At 74.1% G+C, this 23,598-nt stretch carries 22 protein-coding genes and 1 pseudogene; 15 read left to right on the top strand and 8 right to left on the bottom strand.

Annotation, left to right across the window (positions count from 1 at the left end):
• Positions 1 to 16: 16 nt before the first annotated feature.
• From IE313_RS02545 to IE313_RS02535, 3 genes are all read left to right on the top strand, one after another.
• Positions 17 to 247 (top strand): hypothetical protein, encoded by a 231-nt coding sequence (locus IE313_RS02545; protein ID WP_189929167.1) that lies wholly within the window; start codon positions 17 to 19, stop codon positions 245 to 247.
• Positions 248 to 341: 94 nt separating this feature from the next.
• A complete protein-coding gene (locus IE313_RS02540; RefSeq protein WP_189929166.1) occupies positions 342 to 632 on the top strand; it encodes a hypothetical protein in 291 nt (96 codons plus the stop codon).
• Positions 632 to 1,000: a pentapeptide repeat-containing protein gene (locus IE313_RS02535; RefSeq protein WP_189929165.1), complete on the top strand. Its 369-nt coding sequence runs from the start codon at positions 632 to 634 to the stop codon at positions 998 to 1,000. The genes IE313_RS02540 and IE313_RS02535 overlap by 1 nt, the downstream gene beginning before the upstream one ends.
• Positions 1,001 to 1,078: 78 nt before the next feature.
• On the opposite strand, the gene IE313_RS02530 is transcribed toward IE313_RS02535, so the two are convergent.
• Entirely contained in the window at positions 1,079 to 1,354 is a 276-nt protein-coding gene (locus tag IE313_RS02530) for a DUF397 domain-containing protein (protein WP_189929164.1), read from the bottom strand.
• Positions 1,338 to 2,162, bottom strand: coding sequence for a helix-turn-helix domain-containing protein (locus IE313_RS02525; protein WP_189929163.1), 825 nt, complete (start codon positions 2,160 to 2,162; stop codon positions 1,338 to 1,340). Before IE313_RS02525 ends, IE313_RS02530 begins: the two co-directional genes overlap by 17 nt.
• Before the next feature lie 146 nt (positions 2,163 to 2,308).
• Here IE313_RS02525 and IE313_RS02520 point away from each other — a divergent pair, with 146 nt between their 5' ends.
• From IE313_RS02520 to IE313_RS02510, 3 genes are all read left to right on the top strand, one after another.
• Entirely contained in the window at positions 2,309 to 2,698 is a 390-nt protein-coding gene (locus tag IE313_RS02520) for an ATP-binding protein (RefSeq protein WP_189929162.1), read from the top strand.
• A 168-nt stretch (positions 2,699 to 2,866) separates the two neighbouring features.
• Positions 2,867 to 3,133, top strand: a complete 267-nt coding sequence (locus IE313_RS02515) for a hypothetical protein (RefSeq protein ID WP_189929161.1) — start codon at positions 2,867 to 2,869, stop codon at positions 3,131 to 3,133.
• Between the two features lie 188 nt (positions 3,134 to 3,321).
• Positions 3,322 to 4,425, top strand: a complete 1,104-nt coding sequence (locus IE313_RS02510) for a hypothetical protein (RefSeq protein WP_189929160.1) — start codon at positions 3,322 to 3,324, stop codon at positions 4,423 to 4,425.
• A 517-nt stretch (positions 4,426 to 4,942) separates the two neighbouring features.
• Here IE313_RS02510 and IE313_RS02505 read toward each other — a convergent pair.
• A complete protein-coding gene (locus tag IE313_RS02505) occupies positions 4,943 to 6,397 on the bottom strand; it encodes an FAD-binding oxidoreductase (RefSeq protein WP_189929159.1) in 1,455 nt (484 codons plus the stop codon).
• Positions 6,398 to 7,143: 746 nt separating this feature from the next.
• The gene (locus tag IE313_RS02500; protein ID WP_189929158.1) at positions 7,144 to 7,944 is read right to left on the bottom strand and encodes a class I SAM-dependent DNA methyltransferase; all 801 of its coding nucleotides are present in this window, start codon (positions 7,942 to 7,944) and stop codon (positions 7,144 to 7,146) included.
• 218 nt (positions 7,945 to 8,162) lie between these two features.
• Between IE313_RS02500 and IE313_RS02495 the strand changes: the two genes are divergently transcribed.
• Positions 8,163 to 9,248, top strand: a complete 1,086-nt coding sequence (locus tag IE313_RS02495; RefSeq protein ID WP_189929157.1) for an NAD-dependent epimerase/dehydratase family protein — start codon at positions 8,163 to 8,165, stop codon at positions 9,246 to 9,248.
• A gap of 354 nt (positions 9,249 to 9,602) precedes the next feature.
• Positions 9,603 to 10,682 carry a sugar ABC transporter substrate-binding protein gene (locus tag IE313_RS02490; protein WP_229924292.1) on the top strand — a complete coding sequence of 360 codons (1,080 nt, stop codon included), beginning with the start codon at positions 9,603 to 9,605 and terminating at the stop codon, positions 10,680 to 10,682.
• Between the two features lie 177 nt (positions 10,683 to 10,859).
• Here IE313_RS02490 and IE313_RS02485 read toward each other — a convergent pair whose 3' ends face one another.
• The gene (locus IE313_RS02485; protein WP_189929156.1) at positions 10,860 to 11,978 is read right to left on the bottom strand and encodes a sensor histidine kinase; all 1,119 of its coding nucleotides are present in this window, start codon (positions 11,976 to 11,978) and stop codon (positions 10,860 to 10,862) included.
• A 60-nt stretch (positions 11,979 to 12,038) separates the two neighbouring features.
• Positions 12,039 to 12,854: a response regulator transcription factor gene (locus IE313_RS02480; protein ID WP_229924334.1), complete on the bottom strand. Its 816-nt coding sequence runs from the start codon at positions 12,852 to 12,854 to the stop codon at positions 12,039 to 12,041.
• A gap of 649 nt (positions 12,855 to 13,503) precedes the next feature.
• Between IE313_RS02480 and IE313_RS02475 the strand changes: the two genes are divergently transcribed.
• The 4 genes and pseudogenes from IE313_RS02475 (at position 13,504) to IE313_RS02460 (ending at position 16,654) form a co-directional block, all read left to right on the top strand.
• Positions 13,504 to 13,905, top strand: a complete 402-nt coding sequence (locus tag IE313_RS02475) for a thiol-disulfide oxidoreductase DCC family protein (RefSeq protein WP_189929154.1) — start codon at positions 13,504 to 13,506, stop codon at positions 13,903 to 13,905.
• 90 nt (positions 13,906 to 13,995) lie between these two features.
• A pseudogene (locus IE313_RS02470) lies at positions 13,996 to 14,718 on the top strand (glycosyltransferase family 2 protein); the annotation flags it as partial.
• Positions 14,719 to 15,038: 320 nt separating this feature from the next.
• Positions 15,039 to 15,719, top strand: coding sequence for a TIGR04282 family arsenosugar biosynthesis glycosyltransferase (locus IE313_RS02465; RefSeq protein ID WP_189929153.1), 681 nt, complete (start codon positions 15,039 to 15,041; stop codon positions 15,717 to 15,719).
• Positions 15,720 to 15,844: 125 nt separating this feature from the next.
• Positions 15,845 to 16,654 carry a class I SAM-dependent methyltransferase gene (locus IE313_RS02460; RefSeq protein WP_189929152.1) on the top strand — a complete coding sequence of 270 codons (810 nt, stop codon included), beginning with the start codon at positions 15,845 to 15,847 and terminating at the stop codon, positions 16,652 to 16,654.
• Between the two features lie 682 nt (positions 16,655 to 17,336).
• Here the strand turns inward: IE313_RS02460 and IE313_RS02455 are convergent.
• Positions 17,337 to 18,734 carry a molybdopterin-dependent oxidoreductase gene (locus tag IE313_RS02455; RefSeq protein WP_189929151.1) on the bottom strand — a complete coding sequence of 466 codons (1,398 nt, stop codon included), beginning with the start codon at positions 18,732 to 18,734 and terminating at the stop codon, positions 17,337 to 17,339.
• Positions 18,735 to 19,189: 455 nt separating this feature from the next.
• Here IE313_RS02455 and IE313_RS02450 point away from each other — a divergent pair, with 455 nt between their 5' ends.
• On the top strand, positions 19,190 to 20,581 hold the full coding sequence (locus IE313_RS02450; RefSeq protein ID WP_229924333.1) for a hypothetical protein: 1,392 nt from the start codon (positions 19,190 to 19,192) through the stop codon (positions 20,579 to 20,581).
• Between the two features lie 49 nt (positions 20,582 to 20,630).
• Here the strand turns inward: IE313_RS02450 and IE313_RS02445 are convergent, their stop codons facing one another.
• Positions 20,631 to 21,053: a hypothetical protein gene (locus tag IE313_RS02445; RefSeq protein ID WP_189929150.1), complete on the bottom strand. Its 423-nt coding sequence runs from the start codon at positions 21,051 to 21,053 to the stop codon at positions 20,631 to 20,633.
• Positions 21,054 to 21,302: 249 nt separating this feature from the next.
• Between IE313_RS02445 and IE313_RS02440 the strand changes: the two genes are divergently transcribed.
• Both IE313_RS02440 and IE313_RS02435 read left to right on the top strand, forming a co-directional pair.
• Positions 21,303 to 22,187: a hypothetical protein gene (locus tag IE313_RS02440; protein WP_189929149.1), complete on the top strand. Its 885-nt coding sequence runs from the start codon at positions 21,303 to 21,305 to the stop codon at positions 22,185 to 22,187.
• Between the two features lie 153 nt (positions 22,188 to 22,340).
• Positions 22,341 to 23,426 carry an endonuclease/exonuclease/phosphatase family protein gene (locus IE313_RS02435; protein WP_229924291.1) on the top strand — a complete coding sequence of 362 codons (1,086 nt, stop codon included), beginning with the start codon at positions 22,341 to 22,343 and terminating at the stop codon, positions 23,424 to 23,426.
• Positions 23,427 to 23,598: the final 172 nt, after the last annotated feature.

Raw genomic sequence — 23,598 nt, 5'->3', positions numbered from 1 at the left:
GGCGTCGCACCCTCGTATGGACCCGCTCGCACGAGGACGGACCGAAGGTGACTTCCTCACCGGCCTGGAGGACTGCCGCGCCGGATGCGCGTTCTTCGACTTCTGCCGCGGGGCTCAGGCCGCCAACCGCTACTTCGAGAACGGCAGCCTCACGACCACCGAGACCAACTACTGCCGGGTCTCACGGCAGGCCCTGGTCACGGCCCTGTCCACGCTCGCGACCACAGAGAAGGGACAAGCAGCATGACACTCCTGGAAGGATTGGCCGCATCCGATGCGCCCGTCGTGATGGACTTGATCCACACCCACGGCTTCCCGGTCTCCGCGACCACGGGGACGCCGTGGGACAACCGACCTACGTGGGACAACTGGCGTATCTGTCCAGCGTGACCTCGCTGGGGAGCGGCCGCGGTCGGGTCACGGAGTTCCATTACGGCGATGCGGACCTGCGCGCGCTCGACCTGGCCGACACACACCTGGCGGACGGCCGCGTCACCGGGCTCAGGACCCAGGGCGTGCGTCTGGAGAGGCTACGCGTCGACTCCGTGGAGTTCACCGGCTGCGACCTGGCCTCTCTGCGCTGGTCCGACAGCAAGGTTTCTCCCGCGCCCTCTTCCGCGACTGCAAGCTGATGGGCGCCAGGATGGAGGACGTCATCCTCGACAACGTCCTGTTCGAACGCTGCAAGCTCGACTACAGCACCCTCACCGGCGTCCGGGCCGCCGGGCCCGTGATCTTCTCCCAGTGCTCCCTGCGGGAGACCACGTTCACGACGACCGACCTGGGCAGGGCGCTGTTCGACGCCTGCAATCTACGGCAGGCCGAGTTCGACGGCGGCAGGTACCGCGGCCTGGACCTGCGCGGCAACGACCTCTCCCAGCTCCGTGGCATCGCCTCGCTCAAGCAGGTGATCATCGAACGGGCGCAGACGCTGCAACTGGCCGAAGCCCTCGCCGCAGAGCTGGACGTCACCTACGGCGAAGACCTCGACGACGCGTAGCGCCCGGCATGGACAGCGGCCGGTGGGGTCACCGGCCGCTGTGGGTGCGCTGTGCTGTGGGTGTGACGTGCGGTCCGTTCAGACCGCGGCGGTCGCCGCGGCCCGGACGAACCGTTCGAAGGCGACGGGGCTGATGCGTACGGTTCCCCCGTCGGGGTTCTTCGAGTCACGTATGGCTACGGATGCGTTCAGGGTGGCGACTTCGAGGCATTGGCCACCGTTGTCCGCGCTGTATGACGACTTGCGCCACTCGATGGGGCCGAGGGGGGCGCATTCGACGCAGTCGCCGCCGTTATCGCCGCTGTACGACGACCTTCGCCACGTTACGACTGACAGTTCACGGCTTGTCCCCATAGCGCTCCTCCATTACCCGGGAAATCAGGGCAGCCGAGTCCTCAACGGACAATGCGGCGGCCTGAAGTCGAGAGTAACGGAGCCACCCCTCCATGACGGCTTCTGGATTCGCCGTCATATGGCCCGAGTAGAAGTCGTCCGTATAGACGATGTCGTGGTCTTCTTCGAAGCGCAGCAGATTGAACGATCCCGTCAGGCCGGGATGTTGTCCCGCCTCGAAGGGAAGCACCTGAATCTGCACGGCCCGCTGACCATCGAAGCTCAACAGACGATCGAGCTGCCTCCGCATAGTCTCCCTGCTGCCGATCACCCGGTGCAGCACAGCCTCGTCCAGGACTACCCAGATCAGCGGCGGGCTCTCACGCAGCAGGATCTGCTGGCGCTCCATGCGAGCCTCGACCAACTCGTCGAGGTTCTTCGGCGAGGGTGCGCCCAGTACCGCCCGCGCGTACTCCGGTGTCTGGAGCAGCCCGTAGACCACCTGCGTCTGGTACGTCGAAATATAGGTGGCCTTCGCCTCCATCTTCGCGTACGGCTGGAACCACGACGGAAGCTGGCTGCGTAACACCAGCCCCAGCAACCTCACCATCACACCGTCGGTCTTGAGGGCCGCGTCCACCTGCTTGGAGAACGGGCGGGTCGGCACCTTGCTGGCCGTCTCGATCTGGCCGATCAGCGACGCCGTGCAGTAGAGCAGCTCGCCCAACTGCTTCTGGTTGAGCCCCGCCGCCTCTCTCAGGCGGCGCAGCTCCGCCCCGTAGAAGTCCAGCGGAGAGGCGCTGGGATCGAGTGCGCGGATGTTGACCATGGACGGTCACCCCCTAGCTCACGCCCGCAGGCGTCGATTTCGGACGGTAGCCGAGCGTAGTTGAGCGTGCGCATTCTTGGGGGGTGAATCCCACAACTAATCCGTCCGAGCCCGTACTTGGCACGACATATGGTGTTAGCTTCACTATGGGTGAGCACTCGGCTCGGCATCTGCGCCGGATCCTGCGGGCGTACCTGCTCGCCTGGGAGATGCCGGAGCTGGTCGACGCGGGCACGCTGGCGCTGACCGAGCTGGTGGCGAACGTCGTGCGGCACGTGCCGGGGCGGCACTGCACGGTGCGGCTGCTCCGGGAGCCGAAGGGGCTGCGGGTGGAGGTCTCGGACGACAGTCCGGTGCTGCCGCGGGTGCGGCCGGTGCCGCACCCGGCGGAGCCGGGCGTGGGGCCCGACGACCTCACGGAGGACGGGCGGGGTCTGGCCGTGGTGGCGGGGACGGTGGACCGGTGGGGGGTGCTGCCGCGGGTGGACGGGGCCGGCAAGACCGTGTGGTACGAATGCGACGCGAAGGGGAGCTGACGCGGGCGCGGACCGGCGCGGGCGGGGACGGATGCGGGCCGACGCGGGCGGGGGCCGAGGCGGAAGGGGCGCCGCGCCGACCCCACGACCGCGTTCGTTGTGCGGGTGGGGGCCGGTGCACGACACGGGCGGGGAGTTCCGCGAACAGAGGGGGCGGGCTGCGCAACAGTGGACTGGTTCGTCAAGGAGCACCACTGCGCCTCGAAGGGCGGGTGCACACCGTTCGAACCGGCCCGGCCCGCAGGCACCCAGCTCGACTGCTTCGACGAGCCCCGCGGCCCGCACCGCTGCAACGACCTCGCCGAGTACTTGCACCGGCACAACCCGCACATCGACGTCACGGTGGTCTGCGACAGGTGCCTGACGAAGAAGCAGGCGGACGCCCGCGCCGCCTCAAGAAGGCGATCCGCAACACGTGGGGCACCGTCGCCCTGATCGACATCCCGAAAGAGGCCGCCCTGCGCAGGCCGTGCGCGCCGGCGGCAACCGCCGGCCGGCACGGCGATGGCCCGCGGTTCGCGTCCGACAAGCTCTGTCAGTGGGGCGGTGCAACATCGAAGACGACCGGGGCCACTCCGAAGTGAGCGGTCTTCACAGCGGAGGGGAGAACCAACGTGCGGACGGTGCTGGATGACGAAGTCGACGTGTCGTACAGCCAGATCTACGTGGAAAGCGAGGACGCGTCCCCGTTCGACGACATGAAGGACACGTTCGGCGGCCAGAGCAACGGGCTGTGCGGTGCGGCTTGGCCGGGCACACTGTGGCTGGCAACCGGACTGCACTACGGCCGGGTCGGTTTCCGGGTTGAAGTGCATGACGAACGGCCGGATGCGGACGAGGGGTGGGAGGAGATCGTCGAGGCGCCGTACCGTCCGGTCGGGCGGGCCTCGCTGGTGGAGTGGGGCGGCGGGGACTCCTGGGACCTGGGCCTGGCGGAGACCGACTACCGGGTCCGGTACTCGGCCTCCGGGGTGGACCGCGCGGCCGACGCGCACAGTCGCGGCGACGATGAGCCGATGATCGACCGTTACCTGCTTCAGTTCTGGCCCTGCCCGCCGGAGCCTGACCAGGTGGTCAAGCAGACCAGTCGAGTTGCCGACCACCTGCACGAGCTCGTCAGCACACTGCCGCCCCCGGAACTGCCCGATCCGGACGAGGAGGCCCGCTGGAAGGCGGAACTGGACGAATGGAACAGGGAGGGAGAGCGGGTCGCGGCCGAGATGGCCGCCGAGGCCGCACCGTGGGGCGGGACGCTGCCCAGCCCGGCCATGAGGGGGATGGGCGGAGAGGCGCGCGACGTGGCCCTGGCGGAGAAGGCGTTGACCAGGGCGCTCGCCGCGGTGGATCTGGACGGACAGCGCAGGATCGCCAACTGGTTGGTGCGCCGCGCCTATCAGGAGATCGGCATCGCCGAGCTGGACTGGGTGGCGCCCGCGCTGGACGCCCTGGACGCGGGTGAGACGCTTCCCCCGCCGTTCCACCGGGTGGGCGTGGCCTGGGAACGGTTGCGGACCGAACCTCGGGTGCCGGCGCGCTTCGCGCCGATGCTGGAGGTCGGAGCCGACGAGGACTCCTCGCTGCGCCGGGCCGTGGGGACCCTCTACGCCGCGAGGTCGCTCACACCGCTCCAAGCGGTATTGGCGGCCCTGGCGGAGGCTGTCCGGGCATTCGGTGCCGACGCCCGGTTTCCGCTGGCCGAGCTCAAGGAGAAGTTGGGTGTCGATTGAGATGGGCCAGGCGTGCTCACGGCTTGGGGCAAGCGGCGGTGGGTAGTCCACTCGCCAGGTCGTATCCACCTGCCACCAGGCGGGTTGCTTGTCGGTTGGTTCGCCGCTCGTCAGCGGCACCCCACGGGGGGGGAGAGGCCCGGTCCCATCCTGTACGAGCTGTGTGTCGAGGTCGGCAGGGAGACCTTCTCGGAGATGTTCGTGCGGATGCGGTGCGCGGGGTGGTGGCCGCCCCGATCCTGCTGCCGCTGGGGGGGTGCGGTGGTGCTGGCGCCGGTGCTCGCCGACGCCGCCTCGCCGATGCGGTCGCCGATCGGGCCACCGGACGGGGTGCCCGCGATCGACGACGTGCCCAGCCTGTTCTACGTCGCGGTCCTGGCCACGGCCCGCTTCGACCGCGCCGGGCACACCACCGATCCGAGGGAACCGCCGTTCACCGCCATGGTCATCGGGGCCGACCCGCCCGAGGCGTGTGGTAGAGGCGTGTGGCAGCAGTCCGGCGGTCGTGGGACACCGTTCATGTCGGTGCGGGCGGCAGGGGTATGCCCGAGAACAGGCCGGTGGGGTCGTACCGCCGCTTGACCGCCCGCAGCCGTGCCGCGTTGGGCCCGTACGCGTGGGCGATCTGCTCGTGGTGATCGGGTCCGAGCAGTCCCGCGTAGCCACCGGGCAGCGCGTGCGGGCCGAGCGCGGCGGACACCCGCTCGGCCCACGCCCGCTCCGCGCCCCCCTCCCCCTCGTCCCAGCCCGCCACGATCTCCACCACGAAGTGCTTCGCCCGGAACCCGAACGCGGTGGCGATGCTCGGCACCCGCGTCGCCGCCCCGTGGAAGTGGTGGATCACGATGCCGCTGGACGGCGAGGGCACCGTCTCCCCGGCCGCCACCAGCGCCGCGACGACCGCCCGGCTGAACCCGGGCACCGTCCGCGTCCGCAGGTCGTAGCCGCGCTCGGTGGTCCAGGGGTCGGAGAGGGCGAGCATCTCGCCGTAGGGGCGCGGCCCCACCTCGGTCGGCAGCGGCGTCCCGAGCTGCCGGAGCTCGTCCATGTACTTGCGGCCCTGTTCGAGGTCCCCGCTCCAGACCGGGTTGAGGAAGACGACGGGACCGGCTTCCGGCGTAAGGAGCACGCCACTCTGCACGGTGAGTTCGTCCGGCACGGCGTGCAGCACGGTGCCCAGCCGGTCGAAGACGTGCGCGGCCTGTGCGGTCCGCTCGGCCTGTGCGGTCCGCTCGGTCCGCTCGGCCTGTGCGGTCTGTGCGGCCTGCGCGGGTTTCTCGAAGGGGTAGAGGACGAGACCTGCGAGCACCCTCGGCACCGGGTGCAGCCGGATCCGCATGGCCGTGACCACGCCGAAGTTCCCACCGCCGCCGCGCAGCGCCCAGTACAGGTCGGGCTGGTGGCCCGCGTCCGCGGTGACGCTGCTGCCGTCGGCGAGTACCACCTCCGCGCCGAGCAGGTTGTCCGCGGCCAGGCCGTAGTGGCCCATCAGCGGACCGTAGCCGCCGCCGAGCGTGAGACCGGTGAGGCCGACGCTGCGGACGGTGCCGGTGGCTGCGGCGAGGCCGTGCGGGAACGCGGCCTCGATGACGTCTTCCGTGGTCGCACCGCCCTCGACGGTGGCGGTGCGCTGCTCCGCGTCCACCGTGACCCGTCGCATCGCCGTCAGGTCGACGACCAGCCCGCCCGGTCGCAGCGCCCGCCCCGCCCAGTCGTGTCCGCCGCCGCGCACGGAGAGCGGGAGGTGGTGTGTGCGGGCGGCGCGTACGGCGGCCTGCACCTCGGACGCCGTTGCGGGCCGGACGATCAGTGCGGGCGTCCGGTCCACGGCCGTGTTCCAGATCCGGGCGCTCTCGCGGAAGTGCGGCCCCGGGAGGATGACGCTGTCGTGCGGCAGCCGCCCGCGGAGCTCCTCGGCGGCGGAGAGTGCGGAGGGGGTCGGAGCGGGGTCCGGCCGGGAGGTGGCTGGCATGTGGCTGCTCCTGTTCCGGCGGCGGCGAGCACTGCTCCCGCCTGTCTGACCTGGTCTCACCCGGTCTCGCGTGGTCTCACCTGGTCTCGCCTCGACTCACCGTGGCGGCGAGTGCGTCGCTCTCCTCTGCCATGAGCAACGCTCTTGGTTGTGAGCGCCGCACCTGGCCATGGGCAACGCTCTTGGCTGTGAGCGTCGCGCCCCGGCTGTGAGCGCCGCTCTCGACCATGAGCGCCACTCCCGGCCGCGTGCACCGGCCTTCGCCGTGAGCAACGCTCTCGTCTGCGGGCGCTGCTCTCGGCCGCGGGCACCGCCCTTGACCGTGAGCGCCGCCCTTGACTGTGAGCGCCGCTCTCGACCATGAGCGCCACTCCCGGCCGCGTGCACCGGCCTTCGCCGTGAGCAACGCTCTCGTCTGCGGGCGCTGCTCTCGTCCGCGGGCGCTGCTCTCGTCCACGAGCGTCGCTCCCGGACGCGGGCGTCGCTCCGACTCCGTGCCGGCGAGCACACTGAGCACGGTGAGCACTGTTCTCACCAGAGTAGTTCCACACGCCGAGAATCAGTACATATGTCCAGAATGCTCGCTGGTGCGGCACCGACCTCGGCCGGTCGCGACCACGCCGGCCGCACCGGGCCCGCCGGCCGCAGGGGTCACGCCGGACACAGGATTCACGGAGATCACGGCGCTCGGTGCCGGGCCGCGACGATCGCGGGGGCTCCCCGCCGGGGCCGCCGACGCACTGCCCTCAGTCGGCGGGCTTCTGCCACACGGAGACGTGTGAGTCGCTCTCGGCCGTGAAGGGCGTCTCGCGCCAGTCCGCCCACCGCTCGCGCGGTTCCAGACCGGCGAGCCTGCCCATCAGGTCCAGCTCCGAGGGCCAGACGAAGCGGTGCTGGGAACGGAAGGTGTCGGCCCTGCCGTCGGTGATCCAGTAGTGGTGCGAGACCATCCGCTGGTTCGGCACGTCGTAGGTGTCGAAGCCGACGTGGTCGGCGCCGATGTGGGCCGGGCGCGCGGTCTCGCCGGGGGGCAGGCGCCGGAGGTCGGGGACGAAGTTCTCGATGACGAAGCGTCCGCCGGGGCCGAGGTGCCGCGCGGCGTTGCGGAAGCACGCGATCTGCTGGTCCTGGGAGAGCAGGTTGGTGATCGTGTTGAAGACGAGGTAGACGAGGCCGAACTCGCCCGGCACCCGGGCGGTGGCCATGTCGCCGATGGTCACCGGCAGGTCGGCGCCCCCGGGCTTGCCGCGGAGCCGGCGCGCCATCGGCTCCGACAGCTCGATGCCGGCCACCGGCACGCCCCTGGCGCTCAGCGGCAGCGCGACGCGTCCGGTGCCGATCGCGAACTCCAGGGCCCGGCCGCCGCCCGCGCGTGCGGCGAGGAAGTCGAGGGCCGGATCGAGGACGTCGGGGGTGAACATGTACGCGGACGACTCGTCGTAGCTCCGCGCCACCCGCTCGTCCCACACCGGGGCATGCGTGTCCAAGGCATCCCGCTCCGGGTCATCCGTGTCCAGGGCGTCCCGCTGGGGGTCATCCGCGTCCATGGCAGGGCAGGCTGCCACGCCGCCCGGCCGCGGGGCCACCGGATTTCGCCCGCTCGGCGCAACCGGGCACCAGGGATAGGGGGCGGGATCGGGGATCGGGATCGGGGATCGGGGACAGGGGGTCGGGGGTCGGGATGCCGTCCGAAGGAGCTTACGGAGCTGTGACGCCCGGCCGCGGCACCGTCCGCGGGGCACCGGTGCCGCCTAGCGTGGCGGTCATGCGTGTACTGGTCACCGGCGGTGCCGGGTTCATCGGATCCCAGATCGTGGAGGTGCTCACGCACCGCGGCCATGACGTCGTCGTCTACGACGCCCTGCTGCCCGCGGCGCACAAGGAGCCGCCGCCGCCCCCGCCCAACGACGTGCCCCGCGTCGTGGCGGACGTCCGCGACAGGGACACGCTGCGCATCGCGCTCACCGGCATCGACGTGGTCAGCCACCAGGCCGCGATGGTCGGCCTCGGCAAGGACTTCGCCGACGCGCCCGACTACGTCGGCTGCAACGACCTCGGCACCGCCGTCCTGCTCGCCACCATGGCCGAACGGGGCATCCGGGGCCTGGTCCTGGCGGGCTCGATGGTGGTGTACGGCGAGGGCCGCTACGAGTGCGGGCGGCACGGCACCGTACGGCCCGGGCCGCGCACCGTCGACGATCTGGAGGCCGGCCGCTTCGAGCCGCGCTGCCCGCGGTGCGGCGACGAGCTGCGCCCCGGCCTGGTCGCCGAGGACGCTCCCGTGGACCCGCGCAACGTCTACGCGACGACCAAGCTCGCCCAGGAGCACCTGGCCGCCTCCTGGGCGCGTTCCACCGGCGGCCGCGCCACCTCGCTGCGCTACCACAACGTCTACGGTCCCGGCATGCCCCGCGACACCCCCTACGCGGGTGTGGCCTCCCTCTTCCGCTCGGCCCTGGCCCGCGGCGAGGCCCCGCAGGTCTTCGAGGACGGCGGACAACGGCGCGATTTCATCCATGTACGCGATGTCGCGGAGGCGCATGCGCTGGCCGTGGAGGAAGTCGCTGCGGAGACCGGCGCCGCGGGCCGTGCGGACGGCCGTTCCGGGACGCTGGTCGCCTACAACACGGGCAGCGGGGACCCCCACACGGTCGGCGAGATGGCGCACGCGCTCGCCGGGGCCCACGGCGGACCCGCTCCGCGCACCACCGGCGCCTACCGCCTCGGGGACGTGCGCCACATCACCGCCGACTCCGCACGGCTCCGTGCCGACCTGGGCTGGCGGGCGTCGGTCGGGTTCGAGGACGGGATGCGGGAGTTCGCCAAGGAGCCGCTGCGGGGCGGGAGTTGACGGAACGGGACGGGTCGGGCGCTTTCGGTGTTCACGGGGTAAACGCCCGGACCCATTGCTATCTCGTTAAGTCTTGACTCCTTGACGCCGATGTCTGCCCGAGGTTGGCTTTCAGCCAGTTCGGGCCCGCCCAGTGGCCACGTCAGGAGGTGCACCGGAGTGAAGACCTTTATACGTGGCACAGCACGTGCCGGCACCGTACGCACTGGCGCTGCACGGGTCGCCGCACAGGGGGCCGCGCCCGGCGCGGGCGCGGTGGCGGAAGGCGCCCCGGCCCTCCGCACGCGCCGCGGTGCGGGCCGCGGTGCGGGGTTTGGGAGCGCGGGGTTCCGGGGTGCGCGTGCCGCCGGGGTCGTGTGCGCGCTGACGCTCTGCGCCGCCGCCTGCGGCCACCTCCCGGGCTCCGGCGACGACGACCCGCACCGCAAGGTCGCCGGCGACGCCGTCAAGGTGGGGCTGCTGCTGCCGGAGAAGGAGACCGCGCGGTACGAGAGGTTCGACCGGCCGGTGGTGGAGGAGCAGGTCAAGAAGCTGACGCACGGCAAGGGCACGGTCGTCTACGCCAACGCCGACTCCAGCGCCGGCAAGCAGAAGGCGCAGATGGACGACATGATCGATGACAACGTCGACACGATCCTCGTCGACGCCGTGGACGCCAAGGCGATCGGACCGGCCGTGGGGCGCGCCAAGGCCGCCGGCATCAACGTGATCGCCTACGACCGCCTCGCCGAGGGCCCCGTCGACGGCTACATCACCTTCGACGGCGAGTTGGTCGGCCAGGTGCAGGGCCGGGCGCTGATGGAGGCGCTGGGCAAGCATGCCGACAAGAGCAGCAGGATCGTCATGATGAACGGCTCGCCGACCGACCCGAACGCCGCCCTCTTCAAGAAGGGCGCGCTCGCCGAGCTCCAGGACGTCACCATCGCCAAGTCGTACGACACGGTGGACTGGAAGCCGGAGAACGCCCGCGCCAACATGGCCGCCGCCATCAAGTCGATCGGCGCGCGGAACATCGCGGGCGTCTACTCGGCCAACGACGGCATGGCGGGCGGCATCGTCACTGCGCTCAAGGACGCCGGTGTGACCCAGCTCCCGCCGATCACCGGCCAGGACGCGGAGCTGCCCGCGGTGCAGCGGGTCGTCGCGGGCGAGCAGTACATGACCGTGTACAAGCCCTACCGCCAGGAGGCGGCGGTGGCCGCCGAGATGGCCGTCAAGATCTCCCAGGGCCGTCTGATCGAGTTCGACGCCCTCGCCATGGACCGCGCGAAGAACGCCTCGACCAGGGACATCCCCTCCCACCTCGTCCCGGTGCGGCCGGTCATGCAGCGGACCATCGCGTCGACGGTCGTCAAGGACGGGATCTACACGGTCAAGGACATCTGCACCCCGGCGTACGAGGCGGCCTGCCGGACGATCGGGCTGGAGAAGTAAGGGTTCTGCGCCGGGTCGGCCGCGGAGTCTCGCACGCTCGCACGCGAGCCCGCCGCATCCCCTGAGCCCGCCGGACCCGCCACATCCCCTGAGCCCGCCGCATCCACCGAACCGCCGAGCCCGATTGCGCGGGGCGGGCCGGGGCCGGACCGGGCCGGGTCGGGGCGGGCCGGGGCGTCAGCCCACCGGTTCCGCGGCCGGGAGGGTGACCTCGAAGCGGCAGCCGCCCGTGACGTTGCGGACCGTCGTCCTGCCCTGGTGGGCCTCCACGATGCCGCGCACTATGGCGAGGCCGAGGCCGGCGCCCGCCGGCGGCGTACGGGCGTCCGTGCCGCGCCAGCCGGTGTCGAAGACGCGCGGCAGGTCGTCCTCGGGGATGCCGCCGCAGCCGTCGGTGACCGACAGCACCACGCCCTGCTCGGAGCGCCGCGCCGCCACCGCCACCGTGCCGTCCGCCGGGGTGCGGCGGATCGCGTTGATGAGGAGGTTGCCCAGCACCCGGCTCATCTCCTTGCCGTCGACCTCCACCGGCACCTGCTCGATGCCGTCGCCGACCAGCCGTACGCCGTGCTCGCGGGCCAGCGGGTCGGCGCCCGCGAGCGCATCGCCGATCAGGTCGTAGACGGACATCCTGGAGGGCGTGAGCGCCAGCGTCCCGGCGTGGATCCTGGACAGTTCGAAGAGGTCGCCGACCATGGCGTTGAGGCGCTCCACCTCGGTGCGGATCCGGCGCAGATAGCGGTCCGGATCGTCCACCATGCCGTCCTCAAGAGCCTCGGACATGGCCCGCAGACCGGCGAGCGGCGTGCGCAGGTCGTGCGAGATCCAGGCGACCAGCTCCCGGCGCGAGGTCTCCAGTGCGCGCTCGCGGTCCCGGGACTCGGCCAGCCTGGCGCTGGTCAGCTCCAGTTCGCGGGTGAGGGCGGCCAGTTCCGCGACGGCCGGGGCCGCCGGGGCGGCGAAGCTGCCGGCCTCGCCGAAGGACCGGGTCGCCGCGGTCAGCGCCCGCCCGCTGGCCACCACCCAGCGGCCCAGCAGCAGCGCGGTGGCCATCGAGACGACGGCGGCCATGGCGACCACCGTCGTCACCACCTTCAGGTCGTGCTCGGAGAGGAACATCGCCCACGCCACCGCGAGCGTCCCGGCCAGCATCGCGAGGACGGCCACCGCGGCGACCACCGAAACGGACACGATCAGCGACCGGCGCCGCAGCGCACGCAGCACCAGGGCACCGAGGAGCCCCGCGGTGGCGGCGCCGAGGAAGGCGAACAGCGCGATGAGGAGGTTGTTGTGCACGGCGGTCCTTCGGGGCGGGTGGAACCTCGGGGAGTGGCGGGGGCGCGGGTCAGGAACGCGTCACGGGGCGGCCCGGCCGGAGGCGCCGGAGGTGCCGGCGGCGCCGCTCGGGCCGCCCGGGGCGCCGGGGCCGTTCGGGCCGTCCGCGGCACGGGGGTCGGACGCACCGGCGGGACCGGCCGGGTCGGCCCCGCCTTCCGCGTCCATCCGGTACCCAACACCCCAGACCGTTTGGATGAGCCGGGGCCGGGCGGGGTCGTCCTCGATCTTGCCGCGCAACCGGCGGACGTGGACGGTGACCGTGGAGAGGTCGCCGAAGTCCCAGCCCCAGACCTCGCGCATCAGCTCCTCACGCCCGAACGCGCGGCCCGGGTTGCGCAGGAAGAAGGCGAGCAGGTCGAACTCGCGGACGGTGAGGGACAGCTCCGCACCGGCCTTGGTGGCGCGCCGGGCGCCGGGGTCGACGGTCAGGCCCGCGGCGCGCAGCAGCCCGCCGGGCGGTCGGACCTCGCCGAACGCCGGCGGCCGGCTGCGGCGCAGCACCGACTCGACGCGCAGCACCAGCTCACGCGGGCTGAATGGCTTGGTGACGTAGTCGTCCGCGCCGACTTCGAGGCCCAGGATCCGGTCGTCCTCGTCGCCCCGGGCGGTCAACATGATCACCGGCACCGGCCCCTGCGCCCGCATCCGCCGGCACACCTCAAGACCGTCCATGCCCGGCAGCATCAGGTCGAGCACCACGAGGTCGGGCCGGTGCGCCGTGGCCCGCGCCAGCGCGGTGGGCCCGTCCGCGGCGCGGTCCACGGCGTGCCCGGCGCGTTGCAGATAGCCGGAGACCACCTCGGCGACGGTGGGGTCGTCGTCCACGACGAGGATCCGGGCGGCACCGGACGGCGCGCCGGCCGCGGACGCGGCCGCGGACGGTGCGCCCGCGGACGGTGCAGGTGCCGGGTCCGTGAACGGGGCGCGGGGCTGGTCCGGTCCGCCCGTGGGCCGGTCCTGGGGGCCACCGGCGGGCCGGCCTGGGGACTGGGAGGGATACGGCATGCGTATCAGCCTCGCACCCGGGCCGCGCGGCCACCGCATCCGCGGGAAGGCGGAGGTGCGATGTCCGCGATTCGTAAGGAGTGCGGGAACCGGCCGGGACCGCCCGGTGACCGTTCGTGGCCACCGGGCGGGAAGACGTGCGGGACGGCGGCAGGGGGGCGGTGCGGGACGGCGGCGGAGAGGGTGCGGGACAGCGGCGGCGGACGGGTGGCGACGGACGGTGCGGGCGCGCGGCAGGGGCCAGGTGCGGGACGGGCGGCAGCGGACGGTGCGGGCCTGCGGCATGCGGGACGGGCGGCAGCGGACGGTACGGGACGGGTACGGGACGGCGGCAGCGGACGGGGCCCGCGGCGGCGGACGGGCGCGGGACGGCGGCGGACGGGTGCGGGCGGCGGCGGAGGGGAGGCCCGGCACGCCCTGCGGCCGCCGCCGTCCGCGAGCCCGCGTTCCACCGCCGGGCGGGGGCATCATGGGTGGCATGCGGACCCGACCTGTGCTCGTCTACGACGGCGACTGCGGCTTCTGCACGACCTCGGTCGCCTTCGCCGGGAAGCGGATCCGGCCGGACTGCGACGCGGGACCCTGGCAGTTCGCGGAGCTGGACGCCCTCGGAGTCACCCGGCGGCGGGCCGAGCACGAACTGCTCTGGATCACTCCCGGCGGATCGGTGTACGGCGGCGCCCGGGCCGTCGCGAAGCTCCTGCTGAGCGGGGGCGGCGCCTGGCCCGTCCTGGGAGCGGTGCTCAGCGTGCCGCCGCTCCGGTGGCTCGCCCACGGGCTCTACCGCGCCGTCGCCGACCACCGCCACAGGATGCCGGGCGGCACGGCGGCCTGCGCGCTCCCGGCGAACCGGAGGCCCGGTGCGGCGGGACACCGCTGAGGCCGGTCCGGTCGGCGTCTGAGCCGGTCCGGTCGACGTCCGACTTTCGTAAGGCGCCGCCACCCTTTTTGCCCGTTTTGCGTCCGTAGGGTGAGGGGCGTGACTGCCTCTCCTCCCCCACCTCAACCAGCCCACCCGGCCACCCCCGCCGTGGACGTCGTCCTGCCGTGTCTGGACGAGTCCGAGGCGCTGCCCTGGGTGCTGGACCGCATCCCCGCCGGCTGGCGCGCGATCGTGGTGGACAACGGTTCCACCGACGGCTCCGCGGACCTCGCCCGCAGCCTCGGGGCCACCGTCGTGGCCGAACCGCGGCGCGGCTTCGGTGCCGCCTGCCACGCCGGTCTGACCGCGGCCACCGCCGAGTTCGTCTGCTTCTGCGACTGCGACGCCTCCCTCGATCCGGGGCTGCTCGTCCCGTTCGTCGAGGAGGTGGCGACGGGCCGGGCCGATCTGGTGCTGGGCCGCAGGAGGCCGCAGCGGCGCGGCGCCTGGCCGCCGCACGCGCGCGTGGGCAACTTCGCGCTGGCCCGGATGCTGCACCGGCGCACCGGGGTGCGCCTGCACGACCTGGGTCCGCTGCGCGCCGCCCGCCGCACCGCGCTGCTGGGCCTCGCCCTCAGCGACCGGCGCAGCGGCTATCCGCTCCAGATGGTGGTGCGCGCCGCGGACGACGGCTGGCGGATCACGGAACACGACGTCCCCTACCTCCCGCGGGCCGGGAAGTCCAAGGTCACCGGCACCTGGCGGGGCACCTGGCACGCGGTGCGCGACATGCGCGGCGTACTCGCCGAACCCCCGGGCGCGGCCCGCGCCTCCGCAGGTCCCACCGGCCCCACCGGCCGCACTGCTTCCGCCCACCCCGGCCGGACTCCCGCCGGGGCGACGACCACGGGCCCCACGCCGACCGGCCCCGCCGGTCCCGCCGGTCCCAGTGGCCCCACCGGACCCGTCGGCCCCACGGGACCGGGCCGGACTCCCGCCGCGGCGACGACCACAGGTCCCCCACCCACCGGCCCCGCGGCCACGAGCCCCGCGACCGCGAACCGCACGACCGCGAACCGCACGGCCGCGAACCGCACGGTCGCGAGCCGCACGCTTACCGACCCCACCGGACGCACGGAGACCTCCGCCCTATGAGCACGGTGCACACCGCCGGGACGACGACGCACGCCCGGCAGGGCGGAACCACCGTGCTGGTCATCGCCAAGGAGCCCCTGCCGGGCCGGGTGAAGACCCGGCTCACCCCGCACTTCACCCCCCAGGAGGCGGCCCACCTGGCGGCGGCCGCGCTCGCCGACACGCTCCAGGCGGTGCTCGCGGTACCGGCGCGGCGCCGGGTGCTGGTCCTGGACGGGGCACCGGGCCCGTGGCTGCCGCCCGGCGTGGAGGTGGTGCCGCAGACGCCGGGCGGGCTCGACGAGCGGCTCGCCGCGGCCTTCGGGCAGTGCACCGGACCCGCACTGCTGGTCGGCATGGACACCCCGCAGATCACCCCCGAACTGCTCGCGCCCGCGCTCGCCGCGGACGCCTGGCGGGACTGCGAGGCGTGGTTCGGACCTGCGGAGGACGGCGGTTTCTGGGCGCTCGGCCTCGCCGCGCCGGATCCCGCGCTGCTGCGCGGCGTACCCATGTCGACCGCCACCACCGGCGCCGTCCAGCGCGCCCGGCTGACGAGCGCGGGCCTGCGGGTGCGCGACCTGCCCAGGCTGCGGGACGTCGACACGCCGCAGGACGCCGAGCAGGTCGCCGCCGCCGCCCCCGGCACCCGTTTCGCCGCCGCCCTGGCGGGCCTGACCAGGGCCGGCGCGCTGTGAGCACGGCCCGGGGCAGGCTGAGCCCGGTACGCAGGCAGCGGCTGCCCGAGCGACCGTCCGACCGGACGCCGGATCGGGCGGCGAACGGGACGGTCGACCGGACGGCGGATACGAGCGGGGACCGGATGGCTGACGCGGCACCAGACCTCGTGCCCGACCTGGCCACGGAGCGGATCTCGTGGTCCGTCGGCCCCGTCGACCCGTACGCGGACGCGCTGCGCAGCGGCCGTGGCCCGTTGTTCCTCAGGCGTACCGACGGGTGGCTGCTGCCGCTGGAGGTGGAGCGCTGGTGCGCCCGGCCCGACGCGGCCGACCTGTCCGCGCTGCGGCAGTGCGAGGGCGCCGTGCTCGACATCGGCTGCGGCCCGGGCCGGCTGGTCGCCGAACTGGCGGCGCGCGGCCACCGCGTGCTCGGCATCGACGTCAGCGAGGCGGCCGTCGCGCACACCGTGCGGCTCGGCGGGCAGGCCCTGCGGCGCTCCGTCTTCGAGACGCTGCCGGGCGAGGGGCGCTGGGACACCGCTCTGCTGATCGACGGCAACATCGGCATCGGGGGCGACCCGGGCGCCCTGATCGCCCGCGTCGGCGCCCTGCTCGGGCCCGGCGGGCTGCTGCTCGCGGAGGCCGCGCCCGTGGACGTCGACGAACGCGTCCAGGTCCGGGTGGACGACGGCCGGGGTGCCGCGGGCACCCTGTTCCCCTGGGCCCGGGTCGGCACCCCGGCGCTGCTCCGGCACGCGCACCGGCTCGGCTGGCGGCCGGTACGTCAGTGGGTCGTCGACGGACGGCCCTTCGTGGCCCTGCGCCCCGGAGCCGACCGGCCCACGGCGAGCCGGACCAGCAGCCACAGTGCGGACAGCACGAAGAGACCGGCCGTGATCAGCAGCCACCGGGACAGGAACCCGCTGCCGGAGAGCGTGGTGGCCGCCTCGTAGTGGGCCTCCCGCTGACCCGAGATCAGCGGGAAGTACACCAGCAGGAGCAGGGCGGAGAGGAGGGCGGGGACGCGCAGGTGGTTCAGCCAGGCGGTACGGCGCAGCCGGCGCGCATCCGCCGTGCCGTCCTCGCGCCCCTGCGCCGGACCGTCCCCGCGCCTCGCCGTCGGACCGTCCCCGCGCCCCTGCGCCGGATCGTCCCCGCGGGCCTCCGACGCGCCGTCCACCCGCCCGGCCTCCGGGTCGTCCGCCCACCCGCCCGCCGGGCCCTCGCCCGCGGACGCCCGTGCGCCGCGTCCGGCCGGCGTGTACGCGCCCACGGCGAACACCGCCTGGGCGAGGCGGTCGACGAACCCGTACAGGGGAACAAGCACCACGTCGTGCACCAGGGCCGCGCCGACGAACCACAGCACCAGTGTGAGGGCGCTGTCCGCGCCGTGCACCAGCCGCACCCCGGCGTACGCCGCCACCGCGAACGAGACGACGAGCAGCACCAGTTGCAGGGGTCCTTCGCCGTACCAGCGTCCCGCACGCGCGGCGAGCGCACCGGCCGGCCCCCGGGCGCCCCCCGGCGGCCGCTGCCGTCGGCCGCCGTCGGCGGGCGAGGCGCCGCGGGGGCGCCGGTTCTCGGGAACGCCGGAAGGGCCCCGGTCGTCCGGGGAGCCGGAGGAGTCGTCGGTCATCACAGGTCTCCGAAGGTCAGACGGGCCACCCATTTGGTGTTGAGGACACCCGGGGCGGCGGGGACGATGATGCGGGCCGGATAGCCGTGGTCGGGCGAGAGGTCGGCGCCGTTCACGTGCAGCGCCAGCAGCGAGCGGGAGTCGCGGACCTGGTTGGCGCGCAGCGCGGCGTGCCGGAAGGCGCCGCGGCGCTGGAGGGACTCGACGAGCACATCGGGCGCGAGCCGCTCACCGGGGCGTGGCGTGCCCTCGTACGCCGCGTCGGGCGCATAGCCCACCAGCGCGGCGAGGTCGCGCAGCCGTACGCCGCTCCAGTGCTGGTCGTCCGTCGACCAGCCCTCCACGCAGGCGATCGGCAGGGCCGCCGTGTGCTGGGCCATCCGCAGCAGCGCGGCCCGGTCGAGCCGTACGACGCCCTTGGGGCCCTCGACCGTCAGCCGCCACGCCGTGCCCGTCTCGCGCAGGTCGATCGCCGACGTCGCCGCGGTCTTGTTGATCTGGAACGAGTTCCCGCCGCGGTTGGGGCCCTGCGGATCGCCGCCGCCGTGCGGCGCGAGCAGTGCCAGCCGGCGCAGCGGCCCGCCGATGCTCTGCCCCGCGGTCACCAGCAGCAGGACGAGCGAGCCCGCGCCGACCACGCCGACCGCGCCCCGCCGGGAGAGGGTGGCCGGGGCCGGGCGGGGCGAGGCCAGTCCCTCGGCCTCCCGCGCCACCCGTTCGCCGGCCGCACCCGTGACACCGCCGCCACCGCCGGCCACGTCCGTCGCACCCCCGGCGCCCGCACGGCCCTCGCCGCCGTCGGCGCCGTCGGCGCCCGACCGCCACCGTCCCTCCCGCAGCACCCGTACGGCCTGCGGTGTCCGCAGCACCACGTGGGTGAGGAACGCGGCGAAGAACACCCATGCGCCGTAGAAGTGCAGCGGGTAGAACGAGCCCGGGAAGATGTAGTCGAGCTGGACGTTGAGCACGCCGGTCGTGAACTCGAAGAGCACACCGCCGACGAGCAGCAGCAGTGAGATCCGCTCCAGCGCATGGCCGACGGAACGGGCCGGCGGCAGCTCGAAGAGCTTCGGCACCACCGACCAGAGCTTGGCCAGCACGACCGGGACCAGCACGATCCCGAGCGTGACGTGCACGCCCTGCGTCAGCCGGTACAGCCAGTGCGGATGGGTCGGCCAGGAGAAGAGGTAGAACCCGAGCAGGCCCTTGTCCGGGGTCTGGTCGTTGACGCCGAGGTTCGGGTTGTACGCGGCGTAGGAGAGCAGCCCGGTGACGAAGACCAGCGTGATACCGCCCAGCAGCACGAGGCCCAGAAGCGAGGTCAGCCAGGGGCCGCGCAGCGGGCTGCGCCAGAAGCGTGGCGAGGTGGGGAGTCTGTCGTTCCGTAGGTCGAACATGGGCCGACCGTAAGCCGGTGCCGGCCCGTGACAGGGCCCATGGCGTATGACGAAACGCTGACGTCACCGCCCGTGCGGCCGGGCGTCCGCCGGGATCTGACGGTTCCGTGACACCGCCCCGTCAATCGGCCCGCGACGGCCGGAAGCCGCCTAGCGTGCCGAGGGTGACACCCGCGACCTCCGACGACGGCTCCCCCACGGGCACCCGCGCCCCGGGCCCCGCCCCCTCCCGCGCCCCGGGCGCCACCACTTCCCGCGACCCCCGCGCACCCGGCGCCCCCCACGCGCCCGGCGGGCACGGCGACCCCGGGGGTGTCGGCGACCCCACCGGACACGGCGGCCCCACCGGGCACGGTGGCCCCGGCGCGGCTCCGGCTCCGGCTCCGGCTCCGGCCGCGCGGCCCGGCGGGCCCGGCGCGTCCGGCGTCCGGCCCGATCTGCTGGCCGCCGCCTTCGTGGTACTCCTGTTCGCCGCCGCGGCGGTCGTCGGCACCCGCATCGAGGCCGTCCACCACTCCCTCTTCGTGAGCTGGCCGCCGCTCTTCGCGTCCTGGGAGCCGCACGCGGGCCCCGGGACGCCGGCCGCGATCGCGGTGGCGGTGGCCGTCGTCGCCTACGGGCCCGGGCTGGCCGCGCGGCTGGGCTGGCGCGCGCTGGTAGCGGCCGCCTGGGCCGCCGCACTGGCCTGGACCTTCTCCCTGGCACTGGTCGACGGCTGGCACCGCGGCGTCGCCCGGCGCCTCACCACCGGCAACGAGTACCTCCAGTCGATCGGCGCCTTCCACGACGTCGGGGCGGCGCTGCGGGACTTCACGCACCACATCCTGCTGCACTCCCCGGACCACTGGCCCGCGCACGTGGCCGGTCACCCGCCGGCCGCGACGCTCACCTTCGTCTGGCTGGACCACCTCGGCCTGGGCGGCGGCGCGTGGGGGGCGGTCTTCGTGCTGGTGAGCGGGACCTCCGCGGTGGCGGCCGTGCTGGTCGCCCTGCGCGCGCTCACCGACGAGGCCACCGCGCGCCGCGCCGCGCCCTTCCTCGTCCTCGCCCCGATGGCGGTGTGGGCCGGGGTCTCGGCGGACGCGTACTTCGCCGCGGTCGCGGCCTGGGCCGTCGCGCTGCTCGCGCTGGCCGCCACCCGCACCACCCGGGCCCCGGTCGCGGCGGGCCTCGGCTCCGGTCTGCTCCTCGGCCTCACCTGCTACCTCTCCTACGGCCTCACGCTCATGGCGCTGCCCGCCGCCGCGGTCCTGCTGCTCACCCGCACCGTGCGGCCGCTGCCCTGGGTGCTGGTGGGCGCGGCGGTGGTGCCCGCGGCCTTCACCCTGGCCGGTTTCGACTGGTGGGAGGCGTACCGGCTGCTCGTCACCCGCTATGACCAGGGCGCGGGCGGCATCCGTCCGTACGGCTACTGGATCTGGGCGAACCCGGCCTGCACCGGGTTGATCACCGGGCTGGCGACGGCCGCCGGGGTCCGGCGCGTACTGGCCGCGGCACCCGGGGCGACGGGGCGGGTGCTCGCCCCGTTCGCGGCGGTCCTCCCACCGGGGCGCCGCACGCGGCGGACCGCACCCACCGCACCCCGGCCCGCTGCCGGGGCACGGCCCGCCACCGGGTCCCGGGCCGCCGACCACCTGGTCGTCCTGGTCCTGGTCGCGCTCCTCGCGATCCTGGCCGCGGACCTCTCCGGCATGAGCAAGGCGGAGACGGAACGCATCTGGCAGCCGTTCGCGCTGTGGCTCCTGCCGGCCGCCGCGCTGCTGCCCACCGGCTCCCACCGTCGCTGGCTGGCGGCTCAGGCGGCCTTGGCCCTGCTGGTCAACCATCTGCTGCTGACGGGGTGGTGAGCGAGGTGGGCGAGGTGGGCGTCGGTACCGGACGCGCGGGCCAGGACCGTCACAGACGCTCGGGCGGCACTTCCGAGACGTGGTAGAAGTACGACGTCATCGCGACCGTGCCGGCCGCGGCCAGGATGCTGATGACGACGGTCCGGATGTGCGGCGCGTCCGTGATGCTGTACATCCACCCGAAGGTCACCCCCGTGAAGGCCCCCCACGAGAACGCGCGGCGTACCCGCGGCAGCCGGGGGGAGACCTGGTGCAGCGCGAAGGCCGACAAGGCCACCGCCAGCCCGCTGAAGACGCCGAAGAGGACGTTGCCGGTGGTGATCGGACCCGCGCTGCGGTCGATCATGGCGGCCCACAGGCCGTACAGGATGCCCAGCGTCAGGGGGAGCGACCAGGACGCGGTGCTGCGCGGCCGGATCGCGGGCGGGAGGACCTGGGCACGGTCACTGCGCGCGGGTATCGCATAGGTCATGGCTGACTCCCCTTCTTCCTCTTCTTCCTCTGCTGCCGTTCATCCCTTTTCTTGCTCTTCCTTCGCGTCTCATTGCCTTCTGCCGCACTACCCTTTTTGCCCGCACTGACGCGCGCCCGCCCGTCCCCGCGGTGCACACCCCGCGCACCCGGCCCCCGGGCACCGCACCGGCACCCGGCCCCGGACACCGGCACCCGGATGCACTCCCCCCGCTAGCGCCCGCCGCACCCGGGCTCTTGCCTTGAAGGTATGTCCCAGCGACGCACCACCGCACGGAACGTCCTGTCGACGGTGCTGATCACCGTCGCCTGCCTCCTGGTGCCCCTGGCGACGGTCTCCGCCTGGGCCCTCAACGACATCGCCGACACCGACACCTACGTGGCGACCATGGAACCGCTGGCCAGTGACACAGCGGTGAAGGAGGACGTCGCGGACGCCGTCACCGAAGCGATCATGACCTATGTCAGCCGTACCGGGCGCAGCGGCGGCAGCTCGGGCGACCGGGGGCCGCTGCACGGCGGCGTCGAGACGTTCGTCAACGACGCGGTGCGCTCCTTCACCGGGACCAAGGCGTTCCGTGCGGCCTGGAACGCGGCGAACCGCGCCACCCATGACGCGGTGGTGCGGGAGCTGCGCGGCGGGCACGGGGACGAGGTCGGCTTCGACCTCGCGCCGATCAGCGCCCACATCAAACAGCAGCTCCTGGACGACTCGGTGCCGTTCGCCGAGCACATCCCGGTGGAGCACACCGATGTCACCCTGCTCGGGCCCAAGGACCTGGCGGTGTCACGGAAGGGGTTCCGGATGCTCCAGGTGATGGGGCTGTGGCTGCCGGTCGCGGCAGTGGGATGCGCGGTGGGCGGAGTGGCCGCGGCCGTCCGCAGGAGACGGGCGGTCCTGGCCACCGCCCTGGGCGTGGCGCTGGGCGCGGCCGTGCTGCTGGGGACGATCGCGGTGGGGCGGGGGCTGGCCCTGGGGGACCTGCCGCCGGACGTCTCGCGGGCGGCGGCGGGGGCGGTGTATGACGCGCTGACGCGGAGCCTGCGGGTCACCGCGTGGAGCATCGCGGGCGGCGCGGCCGGGGTGGCGGCGGTCGCCTTCTTCCTGACCCGCCGCGGGTCGCCGCGGTCCTAGCCCCGCCCGCCCGCGGACACCGCCACCGCCCGGCCCACGCGCCCGCACCCAGCACACCGCGCGACCCCGGAGCCCCCGCACCCAGCACACCGCGCGTCCAGGCCGCGCGTCCTGGGCCCCGCTCGGCGCCGGATGCGAGAGGATGCGTCCACGATGAGCAGCCGCATGATCGTCGAAGGCCCGCCGGCCCGCCGGCCGGGCGGCGGCGCCCCGAGCCCCGGGCAGGGGCGCGCCGGGCGCCGCCCGCACCCGGCCGCCTGGCCGGCCGTCCTGCTCCTCGCGGCCGTCACCGCCGTCGTCACCTGCCGCATCACCGACACCGACGCCACCACGCCCGTCCCGCAGCTCCTCGCGTTCTGGCCCTGGCTGATCGCCCCCACGGCGGCGGCCCTCCTGCTGGCCGCCCTCACCCGCTTCCGCACCGGCCTCGTCTGGGGACTCGCGGTCCTCGCCGCCCTCGCCTGGTTCATGGAGCCCTACGGCAGGGTCGGGGACCCGCACGGCCCGCCGGTCGCCGAGATCCGCGTCCTTGCCTCCAACGTCCAGTACGGCCGCGGCACCCCGGCACTGACCGGCGCCGTCCGCCGCGAGCGCCCCGACATCGTCTTCGTCGAGGAGTGCGACAGCCGCTGCCTGCGTCTCCTGGACACGGCGTTCCCGGCCCAGGACCGGGCCCGCCGCGAGGGGCGGCCCGGCCCGCCCGGCACGTACCCCTACCGCAGTCAGGCCAGGGCCCCCGGGGCCCACGGCTCCGTCATCCTCAGCCGCTACCCCCTCGTCCCCGCGCCCGCGCTGCCCGGCACGCTGCGGATGCCGGGCGCCACCGCCACCGTCCACGGCCGCCCCGTCCGGCTCCAGCTCGCCCACCCCGTGCCGCCGCTGCCGGACAGCCTCGGCCGCTGGCGCACGGACCTGGCCGCCCTGCGCGGCTTCGCCGCAGGGACGGCGGCCGCGCACCGCACGACGATCCTCGCCGGCGACTTCAACGCCACCCAGGACCACGCCGCGTTCCGCCGCATCCTGGACACCGGCCTGCGCGACAGCGCCCGCCTCGCCGGCCAGGCGCGCACCCCGAGCTGGCCCTCCCGCACCGCCCCGGTGCTCGGCGCGCAGCTCGACCACGTCCTCGTCAGCGCCGACCTCTCCGCCCGCGGCGCCCGCTTCCTCGGTCTTGCCGGCACCGACCACCGGGCACTGCTCACCGACCTCACGCTGCACGGCACACCGCCGGTCCGGTAGGCCGCACGGGCGCACCGCACCGGCGGACCGAGCCGGTGGACCGAACCGGCGGGCGGGCCCGTGCGGGGGCCTCCCCGCGGCGAACGCGGCGATGCCCCGGCCGGCAGCCGGGGCATCGAGGGGGTGCGTCCCACGTATGGAGCCGGCCTCCCCGGGCCGTTCGTGAGGGCAC

The sequence above is a fragment of the Streptomyces sulfonofaciens genome (assembly GCF_014656295.1).
Classification (GTDB): Bacteria; Actinomycetota; Actinomycetes; order Streptomycetales; family Streptomycetaceae; genus Streptomyces; species Streptomyces sulfonofaciens.
This window is presented reverse-complemented; position numbering and strand designations above follow the sequence as displayed.

Bases quoted from the DNA above. Each gene is read 5' to 3' on its own strand.
- IE313_RS02545 (WP_189929167.1), top strand. From the start codon at position 17: ATGGACCCGCTCGCACGAGGACGGACCGAAGGTGACTTCCTCACCGGC.
- IE313_RS02535 (WP_189929165.1), top strand. From the start codon at position 632: ATGGGCGCCAGGATGGAGGACGTCATCCTCGACAACGTCCTGTTCGAA.
- IE313_RS02530 (WP_189929164.1), bottom strand. From the start codon at position 1,354: ATGGGGACAAGCCGTGAACTGTCAGTCGTAACGTGGCGAAGGTCGTCG.
- IE313_RS02525 (WP_189929163.1), bottom strand. From the start codon at position 2,162: ATGGTCAACATCCGCGCACTCGATCCCAGCGCCTCTCCGCTGGACTTC.
- IE313_RS02520 (WP_189929162.1), top strand. From the start codon at position 2,309: ATGGGTGAGCACTCGGCTCGGCATCTGCGCCGGATCCTGCGGGCGTAC.
- IE313_RS02505 (WP_189929159.1), bottom strand. From the start codon at position 6,397: ATGCCAGCCACCTCCCGGCCGGACCCCGCTCCGACCCCCTCCGCACTC.
- IE313_RS02500 (WP_189929158.1), bottom strand. From the start codon at position 7,944: ATGGACGCGGATGACCCCCAGCGGGACGCCCTGGACACGGATGACCCG.
- IE313_RS02495 (WP_189929157.1), top strand. From the start codon at position 8,163: ATGCGTGTACTGGTCACCGGCGGTGCCGGGTTCATCGGATCCCAGATC.
- IE313_RS02475 (WP_189929154.1), top strand. From the start codon at position 13,504: ATGCGGACCCGACCTGTGCTCGTCTACGACGGCGACTGCGGCTTCTGC.
- IE313_RS02465 (WP_189929153.1), top strand. From the start codon at position 15,039: ATGAGCACGGTGCACACCGCCGGGACGACGACGCACGCCCGGCAGGGC.
- IE313_RS02460 (WP_189929152.1), top strand. From the start codon at position 15,845: ATGGCTGACGCGGCACCAGACCTCGTGCCCGACCTGGCCACGGAGCGG.
- IE313_RS02455 (WP_189929151.1), bottom strand. From the start codon at position 18,734: ATGTTCGACCTACGGAACGACAGACTCCCCACCTCGCCACGCTTCTGG.
- IE313_RS02445 (WP_189929150.1), bottom strand. From the start codon at position 21,053: ATGACCTATGCGATACCCGCGCGCAGTGACCGTGCCCAGGTCCTCCCG.
- IE313_RS02440 (WP_189929149.1), top strand. From the start codon at position 21,303: ATGTCCCAGCGACGCACCACCGCACGGAACGTCCTGTCGACGGTGCTG.
- IE313_RS02435 (WP_229924291.1), top strand. From the start codon at position 22,341: ATGAGCAGCCGCATGATCGTCGAAGGCCCGCCGGCCCGCCGGCCGGGC.